Origin of the sequence: Peptostreptococcus canis (assembly GCF_014229965.1) — a bacterium.
GTDB classification, from domain to species: domain Bacteria; phylum Bacillota; class Clostridia; order Peptostreptococcales; family Peptostreptococcaceae; genus Peptostreptococcus; species Peptostreptococcus canis.
The window spans coordinates 1-15,470 of record NZ_JABGBW010000003.1; the positions used below are offsets into that span (position 1 = coordinate 1).

General features: G+C 30.7%; 12 protein-coding genes. All 12 read right to left on the minus strand.

All coding sequences use genetic code 11. The features are described 5' to 3' along the window. Positions 1 to 908: 908 nt before the first annotated feature. Positions 909 to 1,094, minus strand: coding sequence for a hypothetical protein (locus HLB29_RS05410; RefSeq protein ID WP_185624148.1), 186 nt, complete (start codon positions 1,092 to 1,094; stop codon positions 909 to 911). A 374-nt stretch (positions 1,095 to 1,468) separates the two neighbouring features. Continuing rightward, entirely contained in the window at positions 1,469 to 3,709 is a 2,241-nt protein-coding gene (locus tag HLB29_RS05415) for a cell wall-binding repeat-containing protein (RefSeq protein ID WP_185624149.1), read from the minus strand. 194 nt (positions 3,710 to 3,903) lie between these two features. Beyond that, positions 3,904 to 6,177: a cell wall-binding repeat-containing protein gene (locus tag HLB29_RS05420; protein WP_185624150.1), complete on the minus strand. Its 2,274-nt coding sequence runs from the start codon at positions 6,175 to 6,177 to the stop codon at positions 3,904 to 3,906. Positions 6,178 to 6,466: 289 nt separating this feature from the next. Next, a complete protein-coding gene (locus tag HLB29_RS05425) occupies positions 6,467 to 7,381 on the minus strand; it encodes a hypothetical protein (protein WP_185624151.1) in 915 nt (304 codons plus the stop codon). A 449-nt stretch (positions 7,382 to 7,830) separates the two neighbouring features. Further along, positions 7,831 to 8,058 (minus strand): DUF2922 domain-containing protein, encoded by a 228-nt coding sequence (locus tag HLB29_RS05430; protein WP_185624152.1) that lies wholly within the window; start codon positions 8,056 to 8,058, stop codon positions 7,831 to 7,833. A 51-nt stretch (positions 8,059 to 8,109) separates the two neighbouring features. Continuing rightward, entirely contained in the window at positions 8,110 to 8,328 is a 219-nt protein-coding gene (locus HLB29_RS05435; RefSeq protein ID WP_185624153.1) for a DUF1659 domain-containing protein, read from the minus strand. 223 nt (positions 8,329 to 8,551) lie between these two features. After that, positions 8,552 to 9,757, minus strand: coding sequence for a DUF1700 domain-containing protein (locus tag HLB29_RS05440; RefSeq protein WP_185624154.1), 1,206 nt, complete (start codon positions 9,755 to 9,757; stop codon positions 8,552 to 8,554). Positions 9,758 to 10,000: 243 nt separating this feature from the next. After that, entirely contained in the window at positions 10,001 to 10,660 is a 660-nt protein-coding gene (locus HLB29_RS05445; RefSeq protein ID WP_185624155.1) for a helix-turn-helix transcriptional regulator, read from the minus strand. A gap of 51 nt (positions 10,661 to 10,711) precedes the next feature. After that, positions 10,712 to 11,764 (minus strand): butyrate kinase, encoded by a 1,053-nt coding sequence (gene buk, locus HLB29_RS05450; protein WP_185624156.1) that lies wholly within the window; start codon positions 11,762 to 11,764, stop codon positions 10,712 to 10,714. A 32-nt stretch (positions 11,765 to 11,796) separates the two neighbouring features. Continuing rightward, entirely contained in the window at positions 11,797 to 12,693 is an 897-nt protein-coding gene (locus tag HLB29_RS05455; protein WP_185624157.1) for a bifunctional enoyl-CoA hydratase/phosphate acetyltransferase, read from the minus strand. 107 nt (positions 12,694 to 12,800) lie between these two features. Beyond that, a complete protein-coding gene (locus tag HLB29_RS05460) occupies positions 12,801 to 13,373 on the minus strand; it encodes an indolepyruvate oxidoreductase subunit beta (RefSeq protein ID WP_185624158.1) in 573 nt (190 codons plus the stop codon). Position 13,374: 1 nt separating this feature from the next. Next, positions 13,375 to 15,162, minus strand: a complete 1,788-nt coding sequence (gene iorA, locus HLB29_RS05465) for an indolepyruvate ferredoxin oxidoreductase subunit alpha (RefSeq protein WP_185624159.1) — start codon at positions 15,160 to 15,162, stop codon at positions 13,375 to 13,377. Positions 15,163 to 15,470 lie beyond the last annotated feature (308 nt).

Here is a 15,470-nt window from a genome sequence, read left to right on the forward strand (position 1 = left end):
TAAAATATTTATAGGTCAAGGCCAGCTTTGCTGTGCATTTATCCTTGACCATAATATTTTGATAACTTAAATTTTGCTACCATCAAAAGTGACATTTTCCTAAGATAAAACTAAGCAAAAAAAGTGACATTTTCACAAGTTATTGACATACTTTTTAGAAACTTTTTTATCATTTTTATCAAAAGGGCCTATCCCATTCAATCTTGTTTATTTCCGCAAATGTACTCGTCGACAATATGGATAAGAATTTAAGCATTATCTATAAACTCCTATCTAAATTATTCTTATTTCAATTATACCTCATTTAAATTTTTTAAATTTTTTTTTAATAAAAATAGTACTCCTTTTAGGATTAACTTAATAAATGATATAATAGTTATTGTCCAACTCTGAAAGGGGGTGATATTCTTGAAAAATTGGACATTATTCATAGTGGGAAATATTATTTGCCCTGTTATTGTTGGTATTTTATTACATTATTCAATAAAATATCTTGATAATAAAAAAAATAATGTTAAAGGGAAGAGTTGCAGCTCTTCCCTTTTTTGTCCGTGATATTCTTGATTAACGAACACATTATTCATAGTTTTCTATGTTCTTATTATATCATTTTTCTATAAGTTGTGTCAAACCATTAAGAAAGATGAATAGTGTCAAGTTTTTGTGGAATTTTTTAACCATAAATAGGAATAAAAAGAGTTTTATTTACTTCATTCATAGTTTTCATCTCCTCAAATTCTAATTTATCCTACTCCTTTTATATGTGTCATACAATTTTTATATGTGTCATACAATCACCTAAAGATTTTAGATTATATAAATCTAACAAACACATATATTATAGTTTTTTATTTAGTTATTTGAATTAGATAAACTGAGAGTGTCATGATGAAGATTAAACTTATTTTTTACCTATCATTTTTTCGTCCCATATAAAATTTGGCAATAGCAAGTATCATAAATCCGACCGATAACACAACTTGTAAGTATGAAAATTTCAAGATAGTTTCTGTATAATTTCTATATGCCACGAACCCCCAAGCTAAAGAACACAAGAAAAAAACTATTCCCCAAATTAAAGATTTTCTGTCCATTGCAACCCCCTTAATATAAATAATATTATCCGTCAAGCTCTGATTTTTTATATTTTATATTCTTATATATTAAATTTCTTAATTATTATTTTAAATTATATCACTTTTTGGTGTAAAATAAAATTATAAAAGAAAGTAAAATTGCATTGACTTAAAAACAATTGAAAATATATAAAGTTATCTGTAGTTAGATAGAAAAAATTACATTTTCATAAATTACTATCATTTTCACAAGTTAATAGCATCAAGAAAAACATTAAGGTGACATCTTCCATAACAATATATGGTCAATATCACCTTTCCTAATTATTATATAAAATCTTATTACATATAATCTTGTTCTACAAAATCATACTTCATACTTTTTCAGAGTACTATTTTACAGCATTATATTTTTCTATATACTGATTAAAAGAATTATTCAGAAGCTTATCAAGATCTCTTAACTTATCATATATACTTGCGTTCAAGTCAAAATCTGTCAATTTCTTTGCTTTTTCAAGATTATCTTCATAATCTTTAACTATTTTTTGTATACCGGCATCCTGTGACTCTTTTAGTTTCTTTACTTTAGACTCATCAAGTTTTTTATCTTCAATCTTCTTCAATGTAACATCCAAGCGATCTCTAATTTCCTCGTAATTCCTAATCTTATTATTAAAATTAACCATCTTACTACTTAGAGCATTTTCAGCAGTTGTCAATAGATTTCTATCCTTGAAATTATTCAATAGTTCTTTGTTTTTTACAATTTCTGCTTCGATTGTATTTTTATCTCTAATCAAACTCTTATCATCACCATTAACAGAATTAAGGTCTTTGTAGGCCTCACTCTTAAACTTATATTCAATTATAGATTTTTTATCAGAAATTATCTTTTCTACTTTCTGAATTCTCTCGTCCAACATCTGATACGAATTGCATATATATTTAAAATCATCAATTGCATCTTTTAAAGTCTGCAAATTCTGTGATGTAGGTGACCTTCTGGCATCGTCAATAGCCCACTCCAAAGAGTTTTTCTTACTCAAAAATTCCGGACTCTGAGTTCTAATTTTCTTCGCATTATTAAGAAGTTCATTGGCTTCTTTTATCAATGCGTTGCTATCTGATGAATTTCCTGAATCACTCACTTTGAAGTTTTTAATCTCATAAGCAAGCTCAAGTTTTTCCTTGTTCTTATTCGCCTCTAATAGCAAAGAAGTAGCTTTCTGCATCTTTTTAAACAACTCTTTTTGACTAGGAGTCATTCTATCTTCTGGAATCATCACGCCATTTTCACTTATCTTTTCACGGCTTTTATCTATTTGTTCTCTCAAAATTTTATTGTACTGTTCATCATTGATATTTGTAATATCTTCAAACTTTTTCTGAAGCTCTTTTTGCTTTTCTTCAATAGTTTCCACTTTAACGTTGGCAAGATCGCTTAACTTTTTGCTAGTATAGTTGTTATAAATATCATTTCTCAAATTTCTATATGCTGAAATAGCATTATCATTATTTGAATTTCTAGTCAACATAGCAACCATTTCATCATACTTACTCATTAAGTTTGATAAATCATTTAACAATCTTTTTTTCTTTTCCTGCTCATAATTTCTATACTTTTTAAAATTCTCGATTAGTTTAAGCGATACAGAATTTTCCACAGCAGTACTTACAGAACCGTATCCGCCAGCTATATAACCTTTATCCCTCTTTTGAGAAGTTATATAATTCATAATATTTCTAGGTACAGTATTATTCACCAATAATATCGGTGCATTATACTTTTTAGATATAGAAATAGCCGTAAGTGCATCGGGATAATCTCTACCATCAACTAAAACACATGAACTATCTACATTCGGATTTGAATATGGAAAAGCTTCATTTGCAACCACAGCAGAAGTATTATATCTATCACTGCCGGATAATCTCTTACCACTTAATCCATTGATGTTAATACTCTTTGATCCGCCTATAATATAATTTCCTTTATTCGCCTTGTACTTATCGGCACCATTAGGTATGCTTTTTCCATTAGTAAGAATCAAGGGCATTCCCTTAGTTCCCAACAACGGTGCTGCACTCAACGCATCAGGAAATTTACTATCTATACCATTTACAAATCCTGCCCCTTTGGATGAATTTTTTCCAACCACCAATTCGGCTACTTTCATTGAAGTTTCATATCTGTTTGATCCTTTAACTCTCTCACATTTGGCATTTGAAGATAACTTACTCTTGATTACCCTCTCAATTCCAATGGAAACGGAACTGGTACCACCTAATATATATACACTTTCAGGTTTTAATCTTGCAATCTCATTAAGTGTAGCATCATCTATTGACTTTGACACTAATAAAATAGGAGCATCAAATTTATAGGCAAGAGGACCACCGGACAATGCATCTGCCGGATTCATACCGTTTGCAATGATTAAAGTCTTGGCTCCATTAGGATAATTCTGTTTTGATATTTCTACCGCTGTACCAAATCTATTGGCACCTCTAAATCTCTTGGTATATTGAATACCATCCTTTGTAACATCTGCATTTGAAGTAGCGACTGTCATTACACCTACCATACTAGAAATAGCCAATACAATACACGCCTGTCTTTTTAGATTCATTTACATCCCTCCTATCGATATATTTAAAATAAGTATTTTTATTAATAATCAGACTAATTTAAAGTATAAACTGCCTTAATACAAATAAATAGTCCAAATTATAGATATACTACTATATTATAGCATAAAAAATAGAGTGGTAAAACCACTCTATTTTGTGAATTCATATTTATTGTACTATTGATAAATTAATCTTATAGACCTAACTTATCAACAACAGATTTCATAACGTCAGCAGAAACTGCTCCACCTATCTGATATACATTTTTATTAACACCAGCTAAAGCTTCATTACCAGTCATTAATTTCAACTGTTCCTTAGTTAACTTAGAATCTCCTAATACAACTGGATATCCATTCTTTGCTGATAGTATAGCAGATGTCTGAGCATCAACTAATGCCTGATCTTTACCACTTGCTACTAATAAGCCTTTTGTTTCGATTTTTCCATTAACAGTATTATCTTTATTATAGAATTTCTTTATTAACTTTTCATTAGTTGCAAATCTATTAGCACCAGAAATTCTTTCTATATTTGGCGTAGCAATAGATAGATTTTTAAATGCAGAAGTAGATAATGTACTTGTTCCACCTACAACAAAGGCTTCTTTAAAATTATATCCTTTAAGTTCATCTCTAGTTCTTCTATCAACTCCATCTTTAGGTACAACAACTATTGGTGAAATAACATCACGAACTTTTCTTAGTTTTGAAGATGCCACACCAGCAGCTGACATCGCATCTGCCGCACCATCTCCACCTACGAAAAATACATCATGAGCATCCACAACAGTAGAGATTTTTCCATCATGCTTCATTCTTCTTAAAACTTCTAAAGAAGTATCAAATCTGTTCTTTCCTGAAAGTCTAACAACTACTGCACCAAACTTTTCCTTCAACTGAGTTTCTACATTCTTAGGAACTGAACTGTCACCACCAACTATGTATACAACTTTATTTTTCAAATTTGAATCTGTAGCTCTGCCTATTTCATCTAAAGTTTCTTTATCTAGTCCCTTCATAGGATCAGCAAGTAATATTGAAGCATTGTTAGCAGCAGCAATAGGACCTGCAGCAAGACCATCCATTAAAGCTTTTCCACCAACAATAACTACGCTATCAGCATATGTTCCAGGACCATCAGCTTTAAATGTTTCCTTTGATATTTCGATAGCTGTACCATATCTGTTTGAACCAGATAATTTCTTAAATCTTCCTTCAACAACTTCGTTATCACCATATATATCCTTAAGAATTGTAGCAACATCCTTCTGATTTCCACCTTCAACAACAAAAGTTATCTCTTTAATTACTTCTGTATCATTTCCATCTACAACTGTGGCAGAAAATTCAAATAAATATTTATCTCCAGACTTCTTAACTGTAACAATAGGATTAGGAGTCTCGTCTTTTAGACCCAAAGCTTTTTCAGCTTGTAATGCATCATTTGGTTTTAAGTTATTATATCTCAATTTATAGTGAACACCATCGTAATTGAAAGAATAAGGATCTTTTTTAGCATTTACAAACTTGTTTACAAAATCAACACCTTCTTTTGTGTATCCAGTTTCTGCGCTATACAACTTAGAAGCATCAACTACTTTTCTTATACTTTCTGATACTGTATATACTGTAGTATCTCCATTTTTAACATCTACATAAGCTTCTTCTTCTAAATCATCTTTTGCCTTAAAACCAACTACTTCTTTGTATAAATCAGCATCTGGATTGTTTACAAAATCTAATGTATTTCCCTTACTATCAACTGGCTTTGTTACATCAACCTTAGGATCATTGATAGATATTTCTATTTTCTTTTCATTTTTAAGTTTTAACTCAAAAGTTCCTTCAGCCTTCTTGACATCACCAACACCAGCCTGTTCTAAATACTTTTGAACTACTGGTCCAGCTGCTAATCCATGAATTTCATTTCTTCCTGCTTCAAGATCTGCTAAATCACTATATAAAGCTTTAGTAGTCTTGAAAGTTGAATTACCATCTTTATCTATACCTTTATCTACTATGTAAGCAACTATTTTATTATTCTTAGCAACTAAACTTTCAATCTTATTAGTAGCTTTAGAAATATCTGTAACAACATATAATTTCTTATCTTCTACATCATTTAAATCTACTCCATCAAATAGTATTCCATTATATAAGCTATCTCCACGCTTTATTGTTCCATCTATAGGATCATTCACCTGAGCATCCATACCTTCAATACTTATAAGCACAGCATATCTAGAATTTTTATATTCATTATCGCCTGTAAGTGGTGCTCCTGGAACCTTGTTAATACCATCTTGAGTATTAACCTTATACTTAGTATCTAAAGCTTCTTTTATTTTCTTATTAACTTGAGATACTGGCATTTTCTCATTTTTAACTTCAGCGTTTGCTAGTACTGGAGCAACAGTTGTTACAGCAGTAGCAGCAGCCATTAAAACAGCTATTTGTTTCTTCATTTTTATCATTCCTCCCAAACATATTATTAATTACATTTCTTCACATTTTTAATATACCGTCACATATTATCTCTAAGGACAAATATATTTCTCACACCTTAATATTATTACAAAATTGTAATAATTACAATAGTTTTTTTCAAAAAAAACTATTTTTCCAGAAAAAAGTTGAAATATAGCTCTTTTTTTCTGATTCACTAGCCATTATACACCAATTTTACCATTTTATCAATATATTTCAGTCATTATTTAATTCATTGATTTTTCTTGTATCTGACTGTCTTTTAATTTATTTCTTCTTTTTTAATTTATTTTTATTTTTGGTACTTAATTCATATTCAATTATCCTATTATTTATTACATTCATTATTTTTTCTTCCATTTCTTTTCTTACATTTGTTTCTATATTTTTCTTGATATTTAAATCATCCATATATTCAATAAATCTGTCTATCTCTCCTTGTATCTTTTTCTTTTTTACGACTGTATGCTGAACAGGAACTTTAATCGGCTCATTTAAATCAAATACCAGATAACGCCCTGATTTTTGTCTATCTCTTATATATAGTTTTCTATCTTGATTTTCTAATAGTTTTTCTGCGTCTTCTTCTATTATCTGTATCATTTTATAGTATTTAGTTTTATATACATCTTTTACCGTTTTTTCAAAGTTGTTTTTGTATCTACATGCTGTGTCCTTGGTTACATCCATTATTTCTCCCGCTTCTACACAAGTGAACGAGTATATGTCCGTATAAGCTTTTGTTATCAGCTTTTTTATATCGCCTTTTTGAGGATCTTTTTCTCCTACATATTCCCTATCGCCTCCTAAAATGGTATATGCATCTCGCATATTGTTTACTACTTCAAATATACTCTTTCCAGCCAATCTTGCAGCCAATAAAATCTCAATTTTTTCACATACCATCTCTTTTTTTATCATTTCAAGATATTTCTTATCAATAGAGATATTTTGTGCGAGTAAAGCCTCTGCATTTAATAGTTCAAATATTTGTTCTTCAGCAGGTTTTATCTTGTAATAGTAGTATGAATCCTTCTTTAAATATCTGCTTACAATGTCCATCATAAATCCTACTTCTTCGTCAAAGAAACTGCTAAAACATATTTGATTTTCAATTTCCGGCATTGCTCCTCCTTCATTAGTTTGTTGTTTGTTTTTGTTTATTTCCTTTCCAAAAACCATTTCCTTTTCCTCCTTTGTCTTTTATATGTTTTAATTTTTGTCTTATTGTATTTATTCTTTAGCTGATTATGGCTGTGTGCATTTGGTTTTATTCCAATGTTTTTTGTACTAATAAATAAAGGGAGCAAGAAAAAGCCCCCTATATTTTTTTACATTTTATTTTTTATATGCTTTATTACAAATGTTTCCAAATATTTCTCTAAATTCCCACTTAGATGTATTTAGTACTTTTTTATTTGTATATAAGCATATTTTTTCTATATTGATATAGATAAAATAATAATGTTTGACATCTTTTTGTAACTTTTAACCCCTCACATAAGTTACTAAAGTGTCTTATTTAATTTTTAACAAAAAGTAATATGCTTTTTTATAATTAATATATATTTTTTTATAATTCATATATACTTTTCTATAATTATATAAACTTTAATATACAAGCACTAAATTTATATAATTACTAGGTCAAACTCCTGGGTATCTGTAGATACTATTCTGGCATCTATCGTTTCCGCCAGTTCTAATCCGTCCGGTTTTATTGCCTTGTTATCCAAAATATATTCCATAACTTCCTTTATCTCCTCTTCGCTGACATTTTCTTTTGGATTTCTTACTCTGACTGAGTATACCTTACCATCACTTTTTTTGAATCTCATTAATAATATTTTGTTGCTCATAGTTTCCTCCTTTTTTCTGATTGCGATTATGTGTTATTAAATTTTTTTCGATTATTCTACTACCATTTCACTTTGTACCTTATATATATCTTCTACTTCCAGCTTCTGAAGTCCTGCAAGTTTCTTGCCTAAGTTTAGTAAATTTTCATCAGATATAGATGCGTCTATATCTTTATAAACTAAATTTTTGTATTTAGGTTTTCCATTTTTACCTTGCCCGTCATTTAACTTGATTTTTAATTGAACTTTTTTGTTTTTTAATTCTGCCATAATTTTTCCTCCTATCATTTTTTGTTTTCTGAATTCAGATTTTTTTGTCGACTGTAGTTTTTTTATCCTACAACTTGATTTTACCTTTTTATTTGATACTTTTTTTACCGAAAAATAAATATTTAGTAAATTTTTTTAGGTATTTAGTTTTTAGAAAAAAAGTACAAAAATAACGACTAGAAATAAATCTTCTAGTCGTTATGAATTCATTTGTCTATCATATTTAGTTATAATTGAAGTATATATCTCCAATATCCGATTTTACATTTATTTTATGCAGTTTCTTACCTTTTTCTTTTGTATATTTTATTACATCCCCGGTTTTTGCAATATTATTTCCATTGTCATTTATCAATCCGTTTGTCTGTAGATTAAATATACCATCATTGTGTTGGAAAGTCATTTCAGTTTTTCCATTTTTATTTTTTATGTCCATATCAAAGGTATTTGCAACATCTATCATTATTTCTGCATTATTTGTCACGGCATTTAGTTTTTTTAGATTTGTGTATATACCTAGATACCCTCCTTCCGAGTTATAATCTACTTCTATATCATCCTTTGGTATACAAATCTCTACATCCAAAATATCCGATTCTTCACTACTGTTTATATCAAATTCAATTGCATCCCCATTTTTCTTGACCGACATCTGTTTTAATGATTCATCTTCAGATACTCTTGTTGTCATTGTGTATGAAAAACTTTCTCCATAGGTAATAGAAAACTCCACATTTTTTGCGGATATTTTCATTTTTTTAAATTCGTCTACATATTTAATGTATGTGTTTACATCAGAATCTTCACCCAAATCACCACTGAATAATGATTCAAGAATAGCTCCTAAACTTTTATTCTCATTCAAATTGGCACTGTCTATTATTTTGGATGTTGTCGTAATAACCAATATAATTATTGGTAATAGTACTTTTATATTACTAAATATCCCTTTTTTCTTGCCTTCGGTGTTAGTGATATATCTATCTCTTTTTTCTTCTATTTTTTCCGGAAGTGTATCCCATTTTTCCTTTGATTCATTGTATATTCCTTTTATATTTTCAATGGACTGCTTTTTGTCGCTGTACTTTTCCTTATTATATTTACTATATTTTTCGTAATTTTCTGTATTATGTTTGCTTCCGGCTCTGGTAATACCTTCATATTTGGATTTTGAACTGTCATATATAGTTTTAGATTTACTACCATATATTTGACCTTTATTTAGAATACCAAATTTTTGAGCATATTGCTTTGCAATATAGTCTATTCCTCCTAACTCTTGTATTACTTCAGAATCTTTTTTCCCTCTTTCTTTTATTATATCAAACCTTACGCTTATTTCCTCTATTATCATATTTATTAAATCTTTTGGTACTTTCATTGAAAGCAACTTTCTTTTTACCGAATTTAAAAACTGCTTTTTTTTCAAAATATCACCCCCAATAAAATTGATTTTTCTTTTATACATTATATAATATTTTCTACAATTAAGTCTATTAAAAAAAATTGTCTTTCTGCAAAAAAATATTTTTCTACATAAATAAAACAAGAACCTAGGGGGTAGGTTCTTGTTTGGGGAGATTGAGTATTTTAATTTATTATGTTTGTATTATATATTTGCCCATAAATATTTCTTTAAAACATTTTTTTAAAATTTTTTTAAAAAAAATTTTTATTCGCCACTTTTTTGTATTTCATTTAGATAATTATATATCGTATATCTTGAAACTCCAAGCCTTTCAGCTATATATGGTACACTTTTTTGTATTTTGAATACTCCTGATTTTTTTAGATTTTTTATAAGGAGTAATCTGTCCTGCTTGTTCATACTCACGACTGATTTATTAATTTTTTCAAGCTCAATCTCAAATTTTTGTTCTACTAACTGTCCATTATCAAATACATCAAATTCATCGTAAGCCTGTTCCCCCATAGATAAGAATTTTTTTAATGCCACATGAACAGCTGTTAAATCATCACAATCGTAGTTTATGCAAAATGAAATATTCTTTCCGTATGCATTTATTACTATTGTAGATGATTTAATTTCTTTTTTTATTCTTTTATTTGCTTTTTTATAGTTGATGTTGTAACCGCCCTTGCTTCTTTCTATTAGTTCTTCGGATCTGGTAGTTAAAGGATCTCCTACCTTTCTACCTGTTACTTCGCCGTTATAAATGGATATTATAGAGTGGTCAGGATTATCTAAATCAGATATTACAACTTCACATTTTGAACCAAACATTTCAGAAATAATGACTGCTAAAGTATCCAAAAATACCAAAAATGAGTCATAATTGTTTACTATACCATCGTATTTTCCTATTTCCATAAAACACCCACAGCGAATATCGCTGCTATCTCCTTTCATGTTAACTGATTGCTATCTCAAATAGTCTGCTTTTTCTTCCCCCATCATCACTCTGTATCCACCTTGTGCCAGAGCTTTCATTTCAAATTCACCGGGATATATAGACACAGGTGCTATAAAGGATACCTTGTCCACTATCCATTGAGTAAGCATCTTTGAGTATGCAATTCCCCCTGTTAATATTATACCATCAACCTTGCCATTGTCTATAACCGATAATGAACCTATTGTCTTTGCTATTTGATAAGCCATTCCCTTGTATACTAATTCAGCTTCTTTGTCCCCATCTGTTATCATCTTTTCAACTTCTCTTGCATCATTTGTATTTAGATAAGATACTAGACCTCCTGTTGAATCTTCATATCTTTGTAATCCTTCATGACCTTCTTCCTTGGCTATTGTAATACAACTATATATAGGTAAAAAACCGGCTCTATTTGTGGAGAAAGGTCCTTCATCTGAAGAAGATATATCCACTAAATGTCCATTTTTTTGAAAGTTTAAAGATATTCCGCCACCTAAATGAGCCACTATTATATTTGAGTTGTAGTAGTCCATATCGTGATCTTTACAAAATCTCATAGCAACTGCCCTTGTGTTTAGAGCATGCGAAAAACTTCTTCTAGGATATTTTTTTACACCTGATAATCTGGCTACATCTGTCAGTTCATCCACCGATACTGCATCGTATATATATGCGGGTATATCAGCCAAATCAGATACTTTTTTAGCTACTAATGCCCCTAAATTTGATGCGTGCAACTGTGCAGGTCTATTTCTCATTATATCACATAAGTTGTCGTCTATTACATATGCCCCTGCATGTAACGGTGGCAACATACCGCCTCTAGATACTATTACATCAATATCTTTTGCTTCTAAATTATTTCTGTTGAGAAATTCTATTACCTGTTCATATCTCATATCTGTTTGTTCGTATAAGTCATTAAACCTGCTTAATTCTTCTGCACTTATCGTTATATTTTCAATTATCTTTTCCTCCAGATCTTCATATATTCCAACTTTTGTAGAAGTAGATCCCGGATTTATTATTAATATTTTCATATATTTCCTCCAAATTTTAGATTTATATTTTTCTACTGATTGGCAAGAGCAGCCATTGCTATTGATAAATATTTTTCTTCTGCTGATGCACTTCTGGATGTAAGGACTATCAGACACTTTGCTCCTACTATGAAGCCCGCCATTCTTCCACCTGCTGCAAAGTTAAATGTTTTATCTAATATATTTCCTGCCTGAATATCCGGAGCTAATAATATATCCGGATCTCCCGCCACTTCACTTTCATATTCTTTTACCTTTGCCGCATTTTTAGAATATGCAAGATCAAAAGATATAGGACCTTCCACTATACAACCTTTTATCTCACCCCTTTGGTTTCTGGCCTTTAATTCCGCAGCATCCACCGTACACGGCATTTTAGGATTCACCTTTTCTATCGCTGACAAACAGGCAACTTTAGGACAATCATATCCCAGTCTATGGTATATTTCCACTGCATTTTCAATTATCTTTTGCTTGTCATCTACATCTGGATATGTACTCATACCCCCATCTGTAATTGTAAGTATCTTGTGATAAGTAGGCAGTTCTTCAAATGACATATGTGACATATGCCTTCCTGTCCTTAATCCTTTTTCTTTATCTACTACCGCCCTCATTAATACGGCAGTTTCAATGTGTCCTTTTAGTATAAAGTCTACTTTACCTTCTCTTACCAATTCTACTACTTTTTCAGCACCTTCTTGTGCAGTATCTACATTGATTATTTCATATTCTTTTTTTTCGCCCATTTCATTTAAAATTTTTCTTATTTCATCTTCATGCCCAATAAATACCGGAGTAGCTAATCCTATTTTTTCAGCGGATAATGCTCCCCCTATTGCTGCATCATCAGCCATACATACTCCTACTACTTTCATTTTTGGAAATGCTTTTACTTTTTCTATTACTTCGTCAAAAGTTTTGATCATGTTGTTCCTCCTACCTATATAGTTTTTTAATTATTACCTTATTACTGTATTTATATTTTAAATACAAAGAGTATAGATATTTTTATTATACCTATACTCTCTTAAATTTAAACTAAACCTTTTCCTATTTTAAGAGCTTCTTTGTTTAATTCAACAAATTTAGGTTTTACATTCTGCTCTATAATTTTATCCCAATCAATGTCTTCCAAATTCATACTCTTTATAATTGTTCCCAATAAAATTATATTCATTACTTTAGGGTTTCCAAGTTTTTCTGCCTCGGCAGTTGCATCAAAAGAGTATACCTTTCCGGCTCTTTCTTCTATTAGTTCTTTTGTGTTTGACGGATATGTATCTTTCCCGCTCAATACACCTATCGGATTGAACCTGGCTGTGTTTAATACAACTATTCCATCTTCTTTCAAATAGTCTATATTTCTCAAAACCTCAAGCTCTTCAAATCCCATAATTATATCTGCTTCGCCCATAGGTACAACCGGAGAATATACTTTATCTCCATATCTAAGGTGAGTAAGTACCTGACCTTCTCTCTGGCTCATACCATGTACTTCACTCATTTTTACATCATAGCCGGCACTCATTAGACCAATAGTCAGTAGTTTACTAGCAGTTATAGTTCCCTGACCACCAATTCCAGTTAGTAATATATTCTTTGTCATATTATTTTTCCACCTTTCCTATTGCTCCTACAGGACATACCTGAGCACATACACTACATCCTACACACTTATTGATATCTATTGAAGATTTTTTAATTTCTTTTTTGAATGATATAGCAGGACATCCGGTTCTCGTACATTTTCTGCATCCTATACATTTTTCCTGATCAACTGTAAATTTACTCTGGAATGAACCAGGGAAGTTCTTTTTATCTTGTTCTGATTGAATCTTTAAAGCACATGGCCACCAAGTTATTATTACTGAAGGTTCATCAAGAGCTAATGCCCAGTCAAGTGCTGATTCGACCTCTTCAAGATTATTAGGGTTTATCCTTCTTACATTTTTTACTCCCATAGCTTTTACTAGGCTTTCTATATCTATTTCGCTTGCCGGATCTCCTTGGGCTGTTAGACCTGTTCCAGGATTTTGCTGTTGTCCTGTCATTCCGGTAATTCTATTGTCAAGTATACAAGTCACTGTATTACTATTATTGTAAATTACGTCGAATAGAGAGTTTACACCCGAATGGAAGAAAGTGGAATCTCCTATTACGGATACTACCTTTACATCCTGATTTTCATCCATAGAAAATACTTGAGCTGCACCGTGTCCCATACTTATACTGGCACCCATACATAAAGTCATGTCCATCGCATTGTATGGTGCTCCGTATCCTAGAGTATAGCATCCTATATCTCCTGAAATCATTATTCCTTTTCTCTTGCCTAGAGTATAGAAAAATCCTCTATGTGGACATCCTGCGCAGAATGTAGGAGCACGATTTATCATTACCTCTTTGGCTTTATCAAATACCTTTGGAGATTTTCCATGAATTGACTGTCTTATAACTTCCGGTATCATTTCTCCATGTCTTGGGAATACGTCTTTTCCATGGCATTCTATTCCCAAAGCTTTTAAGTGATTTTCCATTATAGGATCGTTTTCTTCAATTACATATATTTTATCAACTTTTGAGGCAAATTCTTTAAATAATTTGTCAGGTAACGGATTACTGAATCCTACTTTTAAATATGACGCATCTTCACCAAAAACTTCTTTCGCATATAAATAACAATCACCCGATACCACTACGCCTAACTTCGTATCATAATATTCAGCAAAGTTCCACTCACAATTATTTGAGTAGTCAAATAATTCTTCCATTCTCTTGAATATGTATTGTTTTCTAACTTTAGCATTTGCCGGTACCATTACATATTTTAGTGGTTGTTTTTCCCATTTTTTGATACCTACTTCTTCTCTTTCTTCTATTTCTACCAATCCTTTTGAGTGACAGACACGAGTCGTCATTCTTACAATTATCGGCGTATCGTACTTTTCACTTAAATTATATGCCTCCTTTACCATTACTTTACATTCCTGACTATCAGCCGGCTCAAACATTGGAACAAAAGCTGCTTTAGCCAAATTCCTATTATCCTGTTCATTTTGAGATGAAAACTGTCCCGGTTCATCAGCCGTTATTATTACCAATCCACCATTTACACCCGAATATGATGCAGTAAAAAATGGATCAGCCGCAACATTAAGTCCTACATGCTTCATAGCTGCAAAAGATCTTGCCCCCGCTACACTTGCCCCTATTGCAGATTCAAGAGCGACTTTTTCATTTGGAGCCCACTCTGCAATCATATACTTTCTGTCTATTTCAGATAGATTCTCCAGAATTTCAGTACTAGGAGTTCCCGGATATGCTGCTGCAAATTTTACACCAGCTTCAAAAACACCCCTAGCTATAGCTTCATCACCAGTCATCAATTTTTTCATAATAAATCCTCCTTCAACATTTATTGATGTTGACAAATAACAATTTAATAAAACATCCATTACATTAAACTTTACTCTTAACCTTACTTTAATTTAGTTATATCACCTTGAATCACCAGTGTCAACATTGTGTTTAAATTCACTCTTTTTTATACAATTTATAAATTTATTTAATTTTCAGAATTTTTATTATTTTATTTGACAGGCAAGTTTTATCATCGATTTTTTTTATGCATTTTTTCTAAAAAACCTAAATAAAAAAATTACTGATAACTTTATAACGTTATCAGTAATAAAAAAATAAGTAT

What these genes read in the sequence shown, in the direction of transcription:
- HLB29_RS05410 (WP_185624148.1), bottom strand. Translation starts at nt 1,094, where the DNA reads ATGGACAGAAAATCTTTAATTTGGGGAATAGTTTTTTTCTTGTGTTCT.
- HLB29_RS05425 (WP_185624151.1), bottom strand. Translation starts at nt 7,381, where the DNA reads ATGGTTTTTGGAAAGGAAATAAACAAAAACAAACAACAAACTAATGAA.
- HLB29_RS05445 (WP_185624155.1), bottom strand. Translation starts at nt 10,660, where the DNA reads ATGGAAATAGGAAAATACGATGGTATAGTAAACAATTATGACTCATTT.
- HLB29_RS05415 (WP_185624149.1), bottom strand. Translation starts at nt 3,709, where the DNA reads ATGAATCTAAAAAGACAGGCGTGTATTGTATTGGCTATTTCTAGTATG.
- HLB29_RS05460 (WP_185624158.1), bottom strand. Translation starts at nt 13,373, where the DNA reads ATGACAAAGAATATATTACTAACTGGAATTGGTGGTCAGGGAACTATA.
- HLB29_RS05420 (WP_185624150.1), bottom strand. Translation starts at nt 6,177, where the DNA reads ATGAAGAAACAAATAGCTGTTTTAATGGCTGCTGCTACTGCTGTAACA.
- iorA (WP_185624159.1), bottom strand. Translation starts at nt 15,162, where the DNA reads ATGAAAAAATTGATGACTGGTGATGAAGCTATAGCTAGGGGTGTTTTT.
- buk (WP_185624156.1), bottom strand. Translation starts at nt 11,764, where the DNA reads ATGAAAATATTAATAATAAATCCGGGATCTACTTCTACAAAAGTTGGA.
- HLB29_RS05430 (WP_185624152.1), bottom strand. Translation starts at nt 8,058, where the DNA reads ATGAGCAACAAAATATTATTAATGAGATTCAAAAAAAGTGATGGTAAG.
- HLB29_RS05435 (WP_185624153.1), bottom strand. Translation starts at nt 8,328, where the DNA reads ATGGCAGAATTAAAAAACAAAAAAGTTCAATTAAAAATCAAGTTAAAT.
- HLB29_RS05455 (WP_185624157.1), bottom strand. Translation starts at nt 12,693, where the DNA reads ATGATCAAAACTTTTGACGAAGTAATAGAAAAAGTAAAAGCATTTCCA.